General features: G+C 68.8%; 10 protein-coding genes and 1 pseudogene. 3 read left to right on the top strand and 8 right to left on the bottom strand.

All coding sequences use genetic code 11. The features are described 5' to 3' along the window. Positions 1-171: 171 nt before the first annotated feature. From ACHMXA_RS04830 to tssJ, 6 genes and pseudogenes are all read right to left on the bottom strand, one after another. A complete protein-coding gene (locus ACHMXA_RS04830; RefSeq protein ID WP_395318927.1) occupies positions 172-2,256 on the bottom strand; it encodes a serine/threonine-protein kinase in 2,085 nt (694 codons plus the stop codon). 82 nt (positions 2,257-2,338) lie between these two features. Then, positions 2,339-3,052 carry a type VI secretion system-associated protein TagF gene (tagF, locus tag ACHMXA_RS04825; protein ID WP_176665662.1) on the bottom strand — a complete coding sequence of 238 codons (714 nt, stop codon included), beginning with the start codon at positions 3,050-3,052 and terminating at the stop codon, positions 2,339-2,341. Position 3,053: 1 nt separating this feature from the next. Next, positions 3,054-6,716: a type VI secretion system membrane subunit TssM gene (tssM, locus tag ACHMXA_RS04820; protein WP_395318924.1), complete on the bottom strand. Its 3,663-nt coding sequence runs from the start codon at positions 6,714-6,716 to the stop codon at positions 3,054-3,056. Then, positions 6,716-8,105, bottom strand: a pseudogene (locus ACHMXA_RS04815) (DotU family type VI secretion system protein). The gene tssM and the pseudogene ACHMXA_RS04815 overlap by 1 nt, the downstream one beginning before the upstream one ends. A gap of 8 nt (positions 8,106-8,113) precedes the next feature. Then, positions 8,114-9,409, bottom strand: a complete 1,296-nt coding sequence (gene tssK / locus ACHMXA_RS04810; RefSeq protein ID WP_256099049.1) for a type VI secretion system baseplate subunit TssK — start codon at positions 9,407-9,409, stop codon at positions 8,114-8,116. Between the two features lie 256 nt (positions 9,410-9,665). Then, positions 9,666-10,184, bottom strand: coding sequence for a type VI secretion system lipoprotein TssJ (gene tssJ, locus ACHMXA_RS04805; protein ID WP_395318922.1), 519 nt, complete (start codon positions 10,182-10,184; stop codon positions 9,666-9,668). Between the two features lie 251 nt (positions 10,185-10,435). Here tssJ and ACHMXA_RS04800 point away from each other — a divergent pair, with 251 nt between their 5' ends. From ACHMXA_RS04800 to ACHMXA_RS04790, 3 genes are read left to right on the top strand one after another with little or no spacing between them, the layout of a single operon-like run. Then, positions 10,436-10,735, top strand: coding sequence for a TssQ family T6SS-associated lipoprotein (locus ACHMXA_RS04800; RefSeq protein WP_371132186.1), 300 nt, complete (start codon positions 10,436-10,438; stop codon positions 10,733-10,735). Positions 10,736-10,793: 58 nt separating this feature from the next. After that, positions 10,794-12,827, top strand: coding sequence for a type VI secretion system-associated FHA domain protein TagH (tagH, locus tag ACHMXA_RS04795; RefSeq protein WP_395318920.1), 2,034 nt, complete (start codon positions 10,794-10,796; stop codon positions 12,825-12,827). Further along, positions 12,820-13,629: a protein phosphatase 2C domain-containing protein gene (locus tag ACHMXA_RS04790; RefSeq protein WP_176665656.1), complete on the top strand. Its 810-nt coding sequence runs from the start codon at positions 12,820-12,822 to the stop codon at positions 13,627-13,629. Before tagH ends, ACHMXA_RS04790 begins: the two co-directional genes overlap by 8 nt. A gap of 55 nt (positions 13,630-13,684) precedes the next feature. On the opposite strand, the gene ACHMXA_RS04785 is transcribed toward ACHMXA_RS04790, so the two are convergent. Both ACHMXA_RS04785 and ACHMXA_RS04780 read right to left on the bottom strand, forming a co-directional pair. Beyond that, positions 13,685-14,068 carry a DUF4150 domain-containing protein gene (locus ACHMXA_RS04785; RefSeq protein WP_176665655.1) on the bottom strand — a complete coding sequence of 128 codons (384 nt, stop codon included), beginning with the start codon at positions 14,066-14,068 and terminating at the stop codon, positions 13,685-13,687. Between the two features lie 51 nt (positions 14,069-14,119). Beyond that, positions 14,120-14,824, bottom strand: coding sequence for a DUF3540 domain-containing protein (locus ACHMXA_RS04780; RefSeq protein WP_395318917.1), 705 nt, complete (start codon positions 14,822-14,824; stop codon positions 14,120-14,122). Between the last annotated feature and the right edge of the window lie 2 nt (positions 14,825-14,826).

Below are 14,826 nucleotides of genomic sequence, written 5' to 3'. Positions count from 1 at the left end.
GGCCGGCTGCGGTGACACCCACGGAAGGCGGACTGGCAGGAGAGAGAAAGAAAAGATCAAGCCGGCTTCGCGCGGGAGAGACGCATTCTTCGCGCGCGGACATGCGCCACGCCATCCCGCAAAAGCAGGATGCGGACTATGGCCAAAGCCCTGCCGAACTGCCTGACCCGGCTACTCGAGAACTCCGGCTACTTGAACTCGTGGCTCACCACAGGCGCCGACTTGCTGTCCTGCACCGTCACACGCTGCCGGTAAACCTCGAGGTCGCCGTTGCGCACCTCGATGTTGTAGATGCCCGGGCGCAGCGACAGCGATTTCAGCGGCGGGCTCACCCCGCGATCGGCACCGTCGACGAACACCTGGCCCCAGGGCCGGACGTTGAACACGATGCGGCCCATGCCCGGCGACGCCGTGGGCGTGGAAGCGGGTGCCGTGGCGCCGGGGGGTGCCCGGCGTCGCGCCCGCCACGGTCGTGGTGCCGGGCGGCTGCGTTCCGGGGGCGACGGGCACCGAGGGCGGCGAGACGCGATTGATCTCCGCGATGGCGGCCCGGGCCTCGCGCGCATGCAGCCCGCGACGGTAGCGGCGCAGGTAGGCCTCGTAGCCTTCGCGCGTGTTCTCGCTCTGCGCGAGGTTCCAGTCTTCCGCTTCGGCGGTGGCCAGCGCGGACTCGGGCGGCGCGGCTGGGGTAGCGGGCGTCGTGGGGGTGGCCGGCGGATTGACCGGAACGGTTTCCAGCGGCGTCAGGGGCCCGGCGGTGGTGCCGGTGCCGGTGGCAGCGGGCGCGCTGGCGGCCGCGGCAGGCGGCTGTGCGGCACCGCCCGCGACGGCGGGCGGCACGCCATCGGCGGCGGGAGGCGTCGGGGGCATCGCCGCCGGCGGCGCGGTGGTGCTCGACATCGGCTCGGCCGGGGGCGGTACCGGCACCGTCGCGATCTTGGTGGGCTCCTGCGGCTGCATGCCCGAGGTCAGGCGCAGGCCGATCCAGGCGCCGACGGCGACCAGCGCGATCAGCAGCACGCCCACCATGCCCCATGGCGGGCGCTTGGGCTTGGCCTTCTGCGCGGGCGCTGCCTTGCGAGCCTGGGGCTGCGCCTGGGCCTTGGCGCGGCTGCCCTGCCCTTCCTCTTCCTGAGCGGCACGCGGCGCGGGCGCGGGGGCCTGCGCACGCACGGGTTCGGGCGTGGCCACAGGCACCGGCTCCAGCGGCGCCGGCGCAGAGACCGGCGAAAACTGCTGCGGCGTCAGCTGCGGAGGCGGCGGCGTCGCCGACACGGGCGCGGCGGGAATGATCACCGTTGGCACGCCCATGCCGCTCACGTAGATGTCGCCCAGCTTCACCAGCCCGAGTTCGGCGGCGAAGGCCGCCACGGTCTGCGTGCGGTCCTTGCTGTGCACGGCCAGCGTGTGGTCGATGGCGGCGCAGAAGGCAGGGCTCAGGTCGTCGCGGCCCATGGACGACAGCGGCACGTAGGCGTCCTGCACGCTGCGCACCACGGCCGAAGGCGGCGGGTGGCCGGTGACGGCGCGATACAGCACCGCGCCCAGCGCGTACAGGTCGGTCCACGCGCCCTGCAGCAGGGTGTTGTCGTCGGCGTACTGCTCGATGGGCGAGTAGCCCGACTTCACCATCACCGCCACCTCGTCGACGAGGTCGGCGATCGACTTGCGCGCCGCGCCGAAGTCGAGCAGCACCGGCAGGTCGTCCTGCTGAATGAAGATGTTGTCGGGCGCGATGTCGCGGTGGAAGCACTGGCTGCGGTGCAGCGTCTCCAGTGCGCCGAGCAGCGGCCCCAGCATGCCCAGCAGCCATTGCTCGGTGATCCTGCCGGGCTCGTCTTCCGCGAGGCGGCGCAGCGTGCGGCCCTTGTAGAGCTGGATCGCCATGTAGGCGGTGGAATTCGCCTCCCAGAAGCGATGCACCCGCACCAGCGCCGGGTGGCTGAACTGCGCGAGCGTGCGCGCCTCGTTGATGAAGCTGCGCAGGCCCGCCTGGAAGGTGGCCGTGAGGCGCTCGGAACGCACGTGCACGCTGTTGTCGCCCACGCGGCGCGCGAGCATCGAGGGCATGTATTCCTTGATGGCCACCTCGCGCTGAAGCGAGTGGTCGTAGGCGCGGTAGACGATGCCGAAGCCGCCCTCGCCGATCACCTCGAGCAGCTCGAACTCGTCGAGCCGGTGGTTCACGCCCAGCGGATGCGGGCGCTCCTCCTGCGTATCGGCCGGCGGGCTCCCGATGCCGTGCGTCGTCGTCATGCTTCTTTTCCTCCTGCGGGACGAGCGCGCCCATGGCCCTCATGGCGCCCCCGGGTCAATCGGCCGACCTGGCTCTTCTTGTTCATGCCCATGGCACATGTCCCTGCGAAAACAACTTGGAAAACAGCGGCGTGTTGAGCCCGCCGCCATGGGCTGCCGTGCGCAACGGCGACCCGTCGGCCTGATTGGTCCACCAGTAGCTGGTGCTGCCGAAGGGGTCGAAGCACAGTGGAAGCTCCGGCCAGCCCAGTTGCTGCCTGGCGCTGGCGCCTCCGGCCGTAGGCCCGAGGATCGAAAGGATGTCGTCCGAGCCGCCGCTGGCGGTCTGGAAGCCGGCACGGCCCGCGGCCAGCACCTGGCTGTCGAACTGGTCGGGCGCCACACCGTGGCGGATGGCCTGCAGCATCGCGGTGCCGCACTGCCAGTACCACGCGGCCGAGCCCTCCAGCACCGACGGACGGTAGTTGCGCGCGGCCACCTGCAGCGTGATGCACACGGGGTAGTAGCGGCCCACGCGGTCGCAGCTCGGCGCGATGCAGCCGAACTGCACGGCGTCGACGCCCTGCGTGGCGGGGATCGCGAAGTTCCACACCGGTGCCACGGCGTAGTGGCGCGTCATCGCGTCGGGCCAGCGCTTGAAGCTGCCCAGGCCGTTCTGCATCCAGCGGTCCCACCAGGCCTGGAGTTCGCGCGGCATGCGGCGGTAGAGGAAGTCGCCGGCGGCCGGCAGCTTGCCGTACCAGCCGATCTGCTCGTCGACGGGCACCCAGGCCTGCGAGGGAATGCTGCTGTTCATTTCAGGACTTCCCAGGGCACGAGAAGCTGTTCATCTGCGACAGGCGCAGCGGGTTGTAGACGCTGTTGGCCGTGACCGCGAGCACCACCTTCTTGCCCTGCAGGTCGAAGCTGGCGTTGAAGGATTCGGGCGAGCTGCCGGCGGAGATGGAGGCCTTGTCGAACAGCCGGTGCAGCGCCCACGGACCTTCGGTCACGATGCCGCCGGCCGGCGTGCCGTTGGCGGTGGTCACCTGCAGGCGCACCTGGTTGCTGTTGCGCGGGCCAGGCCACTTGATGGTGCTGGGCGCCTGCGGGCCATGCGCGTAGCGTACCGTCTGGCCGTCGACGTCGAGCGTGAACTGCGTGAGCTGCGCGTCCATGTCCTCCGGCCGGATGTCGATGGTGAACGAGGGCGTGCGCCCGCCCGCCATGCCCGAGAAGAACACGTCGCGGATGGCCTGCGCCTTCTGGAACGAATCGAGATACGCCGAGCGCCCGGCGGCGCTGCCGTCCACGCCGCGCTTGAAGGCCCAGGGGTTGACCGAGGTGTCGACCTGCGTGATGAGGTTCTTCTGGAAGAAGTCGTCCATCATCCCGCCCGGCGCGAACAGCTGCGCGAAGTCGCCCGAGGCCACGTCGCGGTTGGAGCCGCGCGTGAACGGGTAGCGCCCCGCGATCGCCTGGTTGCAGAACGAGCCGATGCTCGCCGCCGCGCTCTGCCCGATGTTCTGCCGCGTCACCGCCGCCGCCTTCGACGACGCGGTGGCCGACAGGTCGTTCAGCATGCCCTGGAAGGGCACCGGCAGGCGCCCCGCCTCGGCCTGCACCTTGGTGACGGCGTCGCTGGTCGGCGGGATGTTGCCGCTGCGCAGCGCGGTGTCGGTGGCGGTGAGGAAGTTGTAGAGCTCGTTGATGAGCGCGGCCGTCGCGTCGATGGGCGCCTGGCCGCCCTGCTTGGGCGCGGTGACCATGCGGCGCAGCGGCTCGAAGTGGTTGTCCACCAGCGACTCGGGGCGGTCCAGGCGCGTGTTGCGGCGCTGGCTGCCGTCGGGCTGTCCGATGAGCTGCTCGATGCGCTCTCGCGTGCTCTGCACGCGGTTCTGCGCCTGGTCGAGCAGGCTGCGCGCGGCCTCGTCGTGGTTGCGCAGCAGGTCGGTCTCGCGCGCGGCGCCGCGGATGATGCGCGACATCGGCGACTCGGCGGTGGAAAGCACGCGCGTCATCTGGATGCTCTGCAGCAGCGAGCGGCTGTCGGCCAGGCGGATGTCGACGAGGTAGTCGTCCCACACCTTGATGTAGTCGGTGAGGTAGAGCCGGCGCACCTCGCGCAGCAGCAGCTCGCGCGAGGTGATGTCGGCGATGCCGGGCGCGCGGATCTGCAGCACCCAGCGGTCTTCCTGCTCGAGCGAGAGCGCGGTCTCGGCCATGCGCTTGTCGAAGATGTCCCAGTAGCCGCGGTAGGTGAAGAGTGTGGGAATGCCGTCGGTCAGCGGCCTGCCGCTCGCGCGCCGGATGACCAGCGCCGACTCGGCGCCGCCCGCCTCGGCGATGGTGAAGGCGTTGGGCGGACTGGTCTGCAGCAGGATGCGGCGCAGCCGCGCGTACGAGCGCTGCGCCAGCGGCACGCCGGCCAGGCGCTCGCGCGTCTGCGTGATGAGCCTGTCGTCCTTGGCGAAGGGCGAGGCCACCACGCGGCCGGCGAACAGCGCCTTCAAGTGCGACTCGAGGTTGGCACGCTGCTCGCGGGTGAGCGAGGCGCCGATCTTGCGATCGACGTCGGTGAGGAGCCACGCCTGCAGGAAGTCGGCGTCGTAGCGCTCGGCGTCGTACAGCATGAGGTAGGCCTTGAGCGCCTCGTAGCTGTATTCGGCGTCGTTCTTCGCGGCTTCGCGCAGCGACTGCTCCACGCGCTGCGCGGCCTGCGGCAGCAGCACGGTCTCGAGCGCGCGCTGGTAGACGCCGTCGGTGGCCGCCTGCAGCTTCTCGCCCTGGTAGAGGCCGAAGCGGTAGGAGGTGGGCGGATCGGCAATGTCGAAGTGGCTGGACTTCGGCAGGTCGCGCAGCTTGTCGAGCACGAGCAGCGAGCTGGCGATGTCGCCGCTGGTGTCGACCACCGTGGGCAGCTCGCCGCGCGCCGCGGCCTTGTTGAAGGCCTTGGCGTTGGCGTCGACTTCGGCCACGTAGTCCTTGTTGTTGCGCCAGCTGTTCACGCAGGCGCCCAGGAACAGCACCAGCAGCACGCCGATCACGCTGTAGCCCGCGATGTCGATGGCCCGCTTGCGGCGGTACCAGCGCAGGTTGGTGCCGGCCACGCCCGCGTCGCGGAAGATCACCTGCTGCAGCAGCTCCTTCAGGAAGTAGCTCTTGCCCGGGCCCGGCGGCGGCGCCGGCGGCGCGTTGACCTGCAGGTAGCGCTTGATGGCGCCCATCACGCGGTCGAAGGCCGTGCCTTCCTGCGTGCCGCTGGTGAAGTACACGCCGCGCAGCATCGACGCGGCCTCGAACTTCGACGGATTGAACACGTCGGCCAGGAAGGTGCCGAGGATGTCCTCGAAGCTCGCGAACTGCTGCGGCAGCAGGTAGGCCTGCGCGCGGCGCATCGGATCGGACTCGGCCGCCAGCAGCTCGGGCAGGCGCTCGTCCAGGCGCTGATGCAGCAGCTTGTATTCCTGGTGGAAGCGCTCGCGCAGGTCGCCGCCCACGGGCGCAGCCGCGCCCTTGCCGGCCTTCTTGTTCGTCGGGTTGCCCTGGATCGGGAAAGTGAAGCCCCACACCTGCTGCCGCTCGGTGCGGCCCAGCGAGCCGAAGTACTCGTTGAAGCCGGCCAGCAGGTCGGTCTTGGTGACGAGCACGTACACCGGGAAGTCGATGCCCAGGTCGTTGCGCAGCTCCAGCAGCCGCTTGCGCAGCGCCATCGCGTGGCGCGCGCGCTGGGCGTCGTCGGCCAGCGGCAGGTCGGCAATGCTGATGGTGAGGATCGCGCCGTTGATCGGCTGGCGCGGGCGGAACTTCTTCAGGAGCTCGATGAAGCCTTTCCACTCGCTCTCGTCGGTTTCGCGGTTGCTCTCGTGCGTGGTGTAGCGCCCGGCCGTGTCGATCAGCACCGCCTCGTTGGTGAACCACCAGTCGCAGTTGCGCGTGCCGCCGATGCCGCGCACCGCCGCCTTGCCGAGCTGGTCGGCCAGCGGGAAGTCGAGGTCGGAATTGACCAGCGCGGTCGTCTTGCCCGAGCCCGGAGCGCCGATGAAGATGTACCAGGGCAGCTGGTAGAGATACTGCCGGTCGAACAGCGAGAAGCGGCTCGCGGGCTTGCCGTCGGCATCCGCGCCGAAGCGCATGTTCTTCAGGATGTTGGTGGCGTCGGCAAAGCCGCTCTGCAGCTCCTTGATCTCGGGCGCGTCCTCGGGCTTGGCCTCCTTCTCGCTCTTGGTCGGCGTGCGCAGCTGGTTGAGCAGCTGCGCGTTGAGCCGGCGCTCGCGCCACTTGCGGTAGATGACGCGCACGATCCAGATCGCGAACATCAGCACGATGACCACGATGCGCACGATCTCGTCCTCGAGCGGGCGATAGCGGCCCACCGCGATGGCCGGGCCGATCACCCAGATCAGGAAGGCGAGCGCCACCAGGCCCAGAAAGACCCAGAGGTCGCGGCTGATGAGAAAACGGAAGATGGCGCGCAGCATCAGCGGTTGCCTCCGGGCTGACGTGCGGGAGCAGGTGCGACCGGCGCGGCGGCGGCCACGGGCGCGGTTGAGCCCGGCGCCACCAGCAGCGTCACTTCGACGCGTCGGTTGCGCGCGCGATTGGCCGGGGAGTCGTTGGGCACGAGCGGGTCGGCGTCACCGCGGCCTTCGGCGCGCAGGCGCTCCGGCCGCGCAATGCGCGCTGCGATCATCTTCTTCACCGCGTCGGCGCGGGCCTGGGAGAGTTGCCAATTGGAGGGAAAGCGCACGCTGCGGATCGGCTGGTCGTCGCTGAAGCCGCTGACCAGCACGTTGCCTTCGACGGAATTGAGCGCGTCGGCCACGCGCACGAGCACCGGCGCATAGCGGTCGAGCACGCGGTCGGAGCCCGAGGCGAAGAGGCCGTCGCCGCGCAGCACCACGACACTGCGATCGGCCTCGTCGCGCACGGTCAGCAGGCCTTCACGGATCTCGGGCTCGAGGAAACGCTGCAGGCGAGGCACCGGCGCCGGCATGACGACCGCGCGCTCGGCCTGCGGCAGGCGCACCGCGTTGACGGCCGCGAAGGCGCCGTCGGAATGGCCCGCGAGATTGAAGGTGAGGAACGCGAACACGGCCACGAGCAGCACCGCCGCCACCGCACCCACCGCCCACACGGGCAGCCAGTTGCGCGCGCGGCGCACCGGCGCGCTGCCGTCCTGCCAGTGCGGCGACAGCGGCACCGGGATCTCGCCGCGTGCCTGCCGGATGATCTGCAGCAGCCGCTGCTTGAGCGTCTCCAGCTGCGAACGGCCGTTGTCGATGACGCGGAAGCGCCCTTCGAAGCCCATCGCCAGGCAGAAGTAGATGAGTTCGATCAGGTGCAGGTGCTGCTGCGGGTTCTGCACCAGGCGCGACAGGAGCTGGAAGAACTTCTCCCCGCCCCAGGTCTCGTTGTGGAACATCACCAGCAGGCTCTGCGACGACCAGATGCTGCCGCCCCAGGGCGTGAGCGCCGCGGCCTCGTCGACCGCGGTGCACAGGCAGTAGCGCGCTCCGATGATCACCTCGGGCGCAATGCCCGCCTGCTGCGCGCGCGTCTCGAAACGGCGGACCTCGTCGACCAGATGCTCGCGCAACTGAGAAGGCGCGGGATGGTGGCCGGTGGCGCGGATCTGCGGGATCAGGTCGAGCAGCGGATTCGGCCGCGGCCACCAGCGGGTTGTTGCCGGCCAGCGCCGTGTCGCCCGCATGCGGACGCCGCGCGTCATGCCATGCGGTGAAGGAGTCGGGTTGCGCACCGAGTCCGCGCTGTGCCGCGGGCATGCCGCCCGCATCGGCGTTGCCGCCACCCGGATTCGGCGGCACGAAGCCTCCCGGGCCGACGGCCATGTCGTTGACACCGTTCATAGAGTCCCTCACGGACGGATGGCCCAGAACTCCATGGCCAGACCGGGAAAGTCACCGGCCAGGTGCATTGCCACGCCGCCCGATTTCTCGAGCTGGCGCCACATGTCGCCGCTCTTGTCGAGTTCGAAGTAGTGATAGCCCGCGTTGTACGGAATCTGCCGCGGCGCAACCGGCAGCGGACGCACCACCACGCCCGGCAGCTGCAGCTGCACGAGGTCGCGGATGCGCTCGACCGAGCCGATCTTCACCTGCGTGGGGAAGCGCTGCTGGATGGCGTCGGCCGGCAGGTCGGCATGCACCGCGAGCACGAAGCCGGCGTTGCGCACCAGCACCGGGTCGGGCATGCGGCCCACGCGCACGCCGTGGCTGCGCTCCTCCAGCTCGATGGCGATCGCGCTCTGCTCGAGCACGGCCGACAGCGAGCGCCGAAGCTCTTCGAGCAGCGGACGGATGCATTCGTTGAGGTTGTCGTGGTCGTAGATCGGCCACAGCACCGGCCGGCGCGTGGGCGAGGTGTGCGTGGCCAGGTGGCAGGCCAGCTTGAGCCAGTCGACGAAGAGTTCCTCGGGGTGGACCTGTACGGCCTGCTGCGCATGCCAGGTGAGCGCGAGATAGCGGTTGACCAGTTCGAGCAGCAGGAAGTCGGAGACCTCGCTCACGCCGCCGCGCCCCGGTTGCGAGAGGCGCGAGGCCAGAGCTTCGGAGCGCTGCGTGAGCAGGCCGTGCAGCTCCGCGATCATGCTGCGCAGCATGGCGTGCGCGGAAGCATCGAGCACCGGCGGAATGTAGTTGGCGTCCACCACCAGCTTGTGGTCGGTGCGCCGTTCGATCACGCGAACCGCGCCAATCGCCTGCCATTCGGCGGTAAGGGAAGAAGCGCGCGCGAGCCGCAGGCGCGGCGCGGCGAGCTGCAGCACTGCCGGACCGAGCGCGACGGCATTGCCGTCGTTCACTTCGCGCTCGATCACGCCAAAGCGCGCGGCGGAGCCTTCGTCTTCCGAGAAGATGACCTCCTCGCTGCCGGGCCTGCGCAACGGGAGCGCGAGAACGATGAGTTCGTCGGTGAGATCGCTCGGTACTTCATAAGGAAGCGGTGCGTCTTCCGCGCCGAACGAGAAGGGCGTGCCGTCGGGCATCACGCCCGCGCCGCCGAGCAGCGACACGCGGCCCAGGGCATACGCGTCGCGGTCGATGTCCAGGTGCAGCCAGCCCCAGTAGGCACCCTGCAGGCCCGCGGTGCGCCGGGTCACGTACTGCTCGACATAGCGTTCCATTTGCTGGAAGTGCTGGGGGCGCAGGTACATGCCCTCGGACCACACAACGCGATTCGCCAATGCCTGCGGATGGGCGCCGTTCTTTGCAGCGCCCGAATTGCGAACTGTCACCAAAAAGACCTCCTGGGGAGTGCTCACGCCGAAGCGGGAGATGCGCTGATTAGCGGCCTCCCGGTCCACTTGTTTTGCTCTCGATGCTACACGTCGCGTCTTACGTTTTGCACCGCATTTCGCTTATGAATTTTTCGCACTTTGGTACTAGTCATTGAGTACCTTCAGTGCAAAGTTAACGACTTGGTAGCAGCTCTATGCCCGTCTTGCGCACGACGACCTGCACGGCCTGCTCGCTGGGCGAGAACTGCCACACCTTGTACAGGTTCGTCTGCTTGGGTTCCTTCAGCGGCAGCACGATGCGCCAGCGAGCGGCCTCCAGCTTGCGATAGCCCGCGATGATGCCGATGGCGCGCGAGTCGAGACCGGCCTCGCGCTTGAACACGCGCTCCTCGCCGCTGCGCATGATGGCCTGGTCGGCATTGACCAGTTCGGTGCTCAGCGTCTCTCTGTCACGGTCCTGTAATGCAAAGTAGTCCGCCGTCTCGAAGTTGCCGGAAGATTTCAATTCGAAGACCTTGACGAGGATGGGAGCGGCCTGCCCCCGGCCGTCGGGATTGACGCCTTCGTCGATCCTGATGGTGACGGCGTAGGGCGTGGGCATGGACTTGGCCGTCGATGCGCATCCGCTGATGAGGCCCGCCCACAACGGTGTGGTTGCGAGTGCGCCTTGTAGCAAGCTTCGTCGATGCATTGGAATCTCCCGGGGTTCGCGGCTTATATTATCGAAGTCATGCGCCCTTACGATGGCGCATCGCGTGCATGCCGTGTCGCGATCAAGCGGCACACCGTTCCAAGCATTGCCTTTTCATTGCTTCTGCAAGGTAGGAGAGAAGATTGAAGTCATGTCTGCCTGCTCTGGCGTTCGCTCTTTTGGTCGTCGCCGGTTGCACGACCACCCCGCCGCCGGAGCCAGCGCCCCAACCCGAACGACTGAGCCAGCAAGTGGCGCGCACCACGCTCGAGAAGGCGCAGCAAGCGTATGACGAAGGCGACTATGCCAAGGCCCTCAGCACGCTCAAGAGCGGCGGCGTGTCGGTGTTCGAGGCCGCGGAGCCTTCCACGCGCCTCGACGCGATGAAGCTCGAGGCCTTCAGCTACTGCGTGGCCAACCAGATCCCCGAGTGCCGCCTGCAGTTCCGCAAGATCCTCGATGCGTTCCCGACCTTCGAGCTCAACGTGGCGGAGCGCAAGCATCCGGTGTGGGGCCCCGCGTTCGAGGCCGCCAAGCGAATGAAGCGTTGATGAAGAGCATCGCGGCCGCACGGGCGCCGCGGCGCGGGAAGACCAACACGGAGAAGCCATGCGTTGGACAGTGATCGAACACGCGGGCAGGCCGGTGGCCACGGGCCCTTCGGCATTGCTTGCCGCTCCCGGAGGAACGATCGGACGCAGCCCCGACAACAACCTCGTGCTGCCCGACGAGCAGCGCCAGATCTCGCGCCTGCAGGCCACCGTGCGCTATGACGACGACGGCGTGGCGGTGCTGCGCAACATGAGCGCCGTGCTGCCGATCAGCGTGAACGGACGCCCGCTCGCGCACGAGCAGGAAGCGCGCGTGGCCGATGGCGACCGCGTGGCGATCGGCAGCTATGTGCTGGAAGCTTCGAGCGCATTGCGCGCCGCGCCGACGGCCGCACCGCCGATGGCCGCGATGCCCGTGCACGCGCCTCCTCCTGCCTTTGCACCCGAACCCGTACCTTCGCCAGCGCCCGTGCAGTTCGCACCGCCGCCGGTGGCCGCGCCGATGTCGGCCAGCCCCATCGATGCGCTGCTGCCTTCCTCCGGCTCGTCCGACGTGTTCTCCGACCTGTTCGGTGAAGGCGCGCTACCCATCGGCGATACGCAACCCACGGTCGCGATGCCATCGCCTCGGCAGGCAACGCCGCCGATGCCGCCACCGACGGCATTCGTGCCGGCGCCATCGCCGGCATCGACACCGACGCCAGGACCGAAAGAAGCCTTCGGCTCGCCCTTCCCCCTCCAGCAGCAGTACCAGCAGCCGCCAGCACCTCCTGCGGTGCAGCCGCAGCAGAAGCCGGGTCCGGGCACGGCCTCGTCGCAGATGCCTTCCGCCGCGGACTGGGACGCCATCCTCGCCAACGCGCCGCGCCGCGTCGACACCACGCCCGAGCCGATGCCCGATCCGATGGCGCACGAGCCCTTCGAGCTGCCCTCGCAGGCGCGCCGCAACCCGGTCGACCCGCTCGCCGAGCTGAACCCCGGCGCCGCCAACGACATGTCGGACATGACGCTGAAGCGCGGTGTCGACCCGCTGTCCTTCTTTGCCTCCGACGAGAGCGCGCATTCGCCTCTCTCCGACCCGCGCCCCACGGCGCTGGCGCACACCGATCCGCTGCTGCCTGGCGACACGCATCCGGCGGTCGACCTGCTGCAGAGCAACAGGCCGGCGGTGCAGGGGTACAGCCACTCGAACCATGCGCACGAAGTGGCGGCGCAGTTCCGCCCGCCGACTCCGGTGGCGGTGCCTGCACCTGCACCTGCGCCCGCACCTGCGCCTGTCGTCGAGCCGCCGAGAGCAGAGGCACCGCCTCCGCCCGCGCCGGTTCCTCCGCCTCCTCCCCCGCCGCCCCCTCCTCCTGCGCCGCCGCCCGCGCCCGAGCCGCCCCCCGTTGCAGCAGCGCCCGTCGCATCGACCGCACCGACGACGGCAGCAGCAGCACCGACCGCAACGCAGCCCGACACAGCGGCAATCGCACCCTCATCGTCGTCAGCGGAAGCCCTCTTCAGGGCCTTCCTCGAAGGCGCCGGCGTGCCCGAAGTCGCCGGCCAGCAGCCGATGGACATCGAGGCCATGCAGCGGCTCGGCCGCATCATGCGTGCCTTCACCGACGGCACCATCGAGCTGCTGTCCTCGCGCGCCATGCTCAAGCGCGAAGTGCGCGCCGAGATCACGATGATCGTGGACGAGGAGAACAACCCGTTCAAGATCCTGCCCAATGGCCGCGCCGTGCTGATGCAGATGTTCGGCGCGCGCATGCCCGGCTTCCTGCCGCCCGAGGCCGCCGTGCACGACGCGCTCGGCGACCTGCAGTCGCACCAGCTCGGCATGGTCGCCGGCATGCGCGCCGCGCTGCTCACGCTGCTCAAGCGCTTCGACCCCGCCGCGCTCAGCCGCGAGACTCCGCACGACGGAAGCCTGGGCGAGAAGCTGCTGCCCGGCGGCCGCGAAGCCCGCCTGTGGCGCCAGCTGCAGCAGCTGCACACCGAGACCACGGCGGCCGTCGAGGACGACTTCCAGGCCGTCTTCGGCCGCGCGTTCCAGCAGGCCTACGACAAGGAGATGGAACGGCTGAAGGAGGCGCGCCGTGCTTGAAGCCACACGCTCTTCCTCTTCATTCGCGGTCCCGATCTCGACCTCGCAGTTCTCCTGCGTCGGCGAACGCAGCGGCAACCAGGACGCCATCGGCTACCACCTCGACGAGCGCAACGGCTGCTTCGTGGTGAGCGACGGCGTGGGCGGCAACGCAGGCGGCGAACTGGCTTCGCGCATCGCGGTCGACACCGCCCTCGATGCCTTCGTGGACGCTCCTTCGCTGGCCGCCGACAACATCCAGCGCTGCGTGAAGGCGGCGAACGACGCCATCCTCGCGAAGCAGCGCGAACTGACCGAGCAGAGCCGCATGAGCGCGACCTTCGTGTCGCTGTTCGTCGACCGCATCACCAACCAGGCCTGCTGGGCGCATGTGGGCGACAGCCGCCTCTACTGGTTCCGCCGCGGTGCGCTGATGCAGCGCACGGAGGATCACAGCCTGTCGGAGCGATCCGGCGATGCGGCTGCGAGTCACCAGAACGGCGGCGAGCGGCTGGTGAAGACCAACCTGCTGTACCGCGCACTCGGTGCGCGTGCGACGGCCGAAGCCACGATCACCGCGCCGCAGCGCCTGGCCGATGGCGATGCCTTCCTGCTTTGCACTGACGGGTTGTGGCAGCTGATCTCTCAGCAGGTGATGGAACGTTCGCTGCAGCTGGCCGACAGCGCGGAAGAGTGGCTGGCGCTGATCCGGCGCGCGGCTGAAGCCAAGGCCGATGATTCGCAGGACAACTACTCGGCGCTAGCGGTGTGGGTGGGGTTTCCGCAGCAGGTGACGCTGGCGGGTGCTCCCAGGGCGGCGTGAGCTTCGCCCGCCCTTCCTGCTTCTTCTCTTTTTCTTCTCTTTTCTTCTCTCGCTCTCAGGCCATCAGCACGAGGATCTTGGGCTGGCTCGGCACAATCCGCATGCCCATCGTGTTGCCGCGGTTCTGCCGTGTCATGCTCGTCAGGCGCGTCTGCGGCGATCCCTTGACGAGCATCGTGAACGCGCCCAGCGTGTGCTGCGATTCGCCCATCACGCTCTGAACCGCCACCCCGAGGCCGATACCCGCGTTGTCGCCGTTGGTGATGGGCGTGCGCGTCGCCAGGTTGTGCGCAGGCGTGCACAGATAGAGGATGTTCCAGGCCTTGGGGATCGCGGTGGGGCCGAGCGCGAAGTTCGGGTAGGGGATCGGGATGGCCGGCGACTTGCAGACGTCCGGAAAGGCGAGATCCACGCCCATGAGCTGGCAATTGGCAAACATTCGATGTCTCCTTCGTATATCGAGAATTTCACATCGGCGATTCAGCCCGATTCAGCCCATGTGAATCTGGCTGGCGTCGGTCTTGATCAGGTCTTGCGCCGTGACGACCGTATTCTTCCCGTGCAGGCGCGCCATTTCCTCGGCGTGATAGTCGATGTGGCCGGCACGCACCTGGTCGATGCCGTCGGTCATGCGGAATGCGGTCTTGCTCAGGTGCACGAGGCGGTCGACGATCGCCTCGTACACCCTTCCGATCACGCGGATACCGAGTGCCGTGACCTGGACTTCTTCGCCCCGGTACGCGAGCTGGCTCACGCTGCAATCGGCCGCGGCGGCGTCGATCTCGAGTTTTTCGGAAGCCATGCGCAGGCTCGTACCGCCCTTGAGCGACAGCTCCGCCGCGCTCTCGACGCGCACCGAGCCGCGCTCCGAGGCCAGCGTGAGATCGCCGCTCACATCCAGGCGCGAGGTGTTTGCGTCGGCCTGCTCGGCGACTGCCGTGAGGTAGAGGCGGTTCGCGTCAGGACCGCTCACGAGCACGAGGTCGCCGATCTCGGGACGCAGCAGGCAGCTCGCGGCGCGCTGGCAGCGCAGCAGGCGGCCGTCGCTGTCGACGCTGTAGAGGCCGCCGGGCAGCACCGAGGTGACGGTTCCCAGCGCATTGACGACGCCCTCCGCACCCGCACCTGTTCCTGTCCGGGGCGCTGAAGAGCCGGACTGCCCGGTTGGCGGTGATCTCAGGGACGTGGCATTCATGG

This window comes from Variovorax sp. UC74_104 (assembly GCF_044055375.1).
In the GTDB taxonomy this organism is placed as follows: Bacteria; Pseudomonadota; Gammaproteobacteria; order Burkholderiales; family Burkholderiaceae_C; genus Variovorax.
The sequence above is the reverse complement of the archived record's forward strand: the minus strand, read 5'-3'. Positions and strand labels throughout refer to the sequence as shown.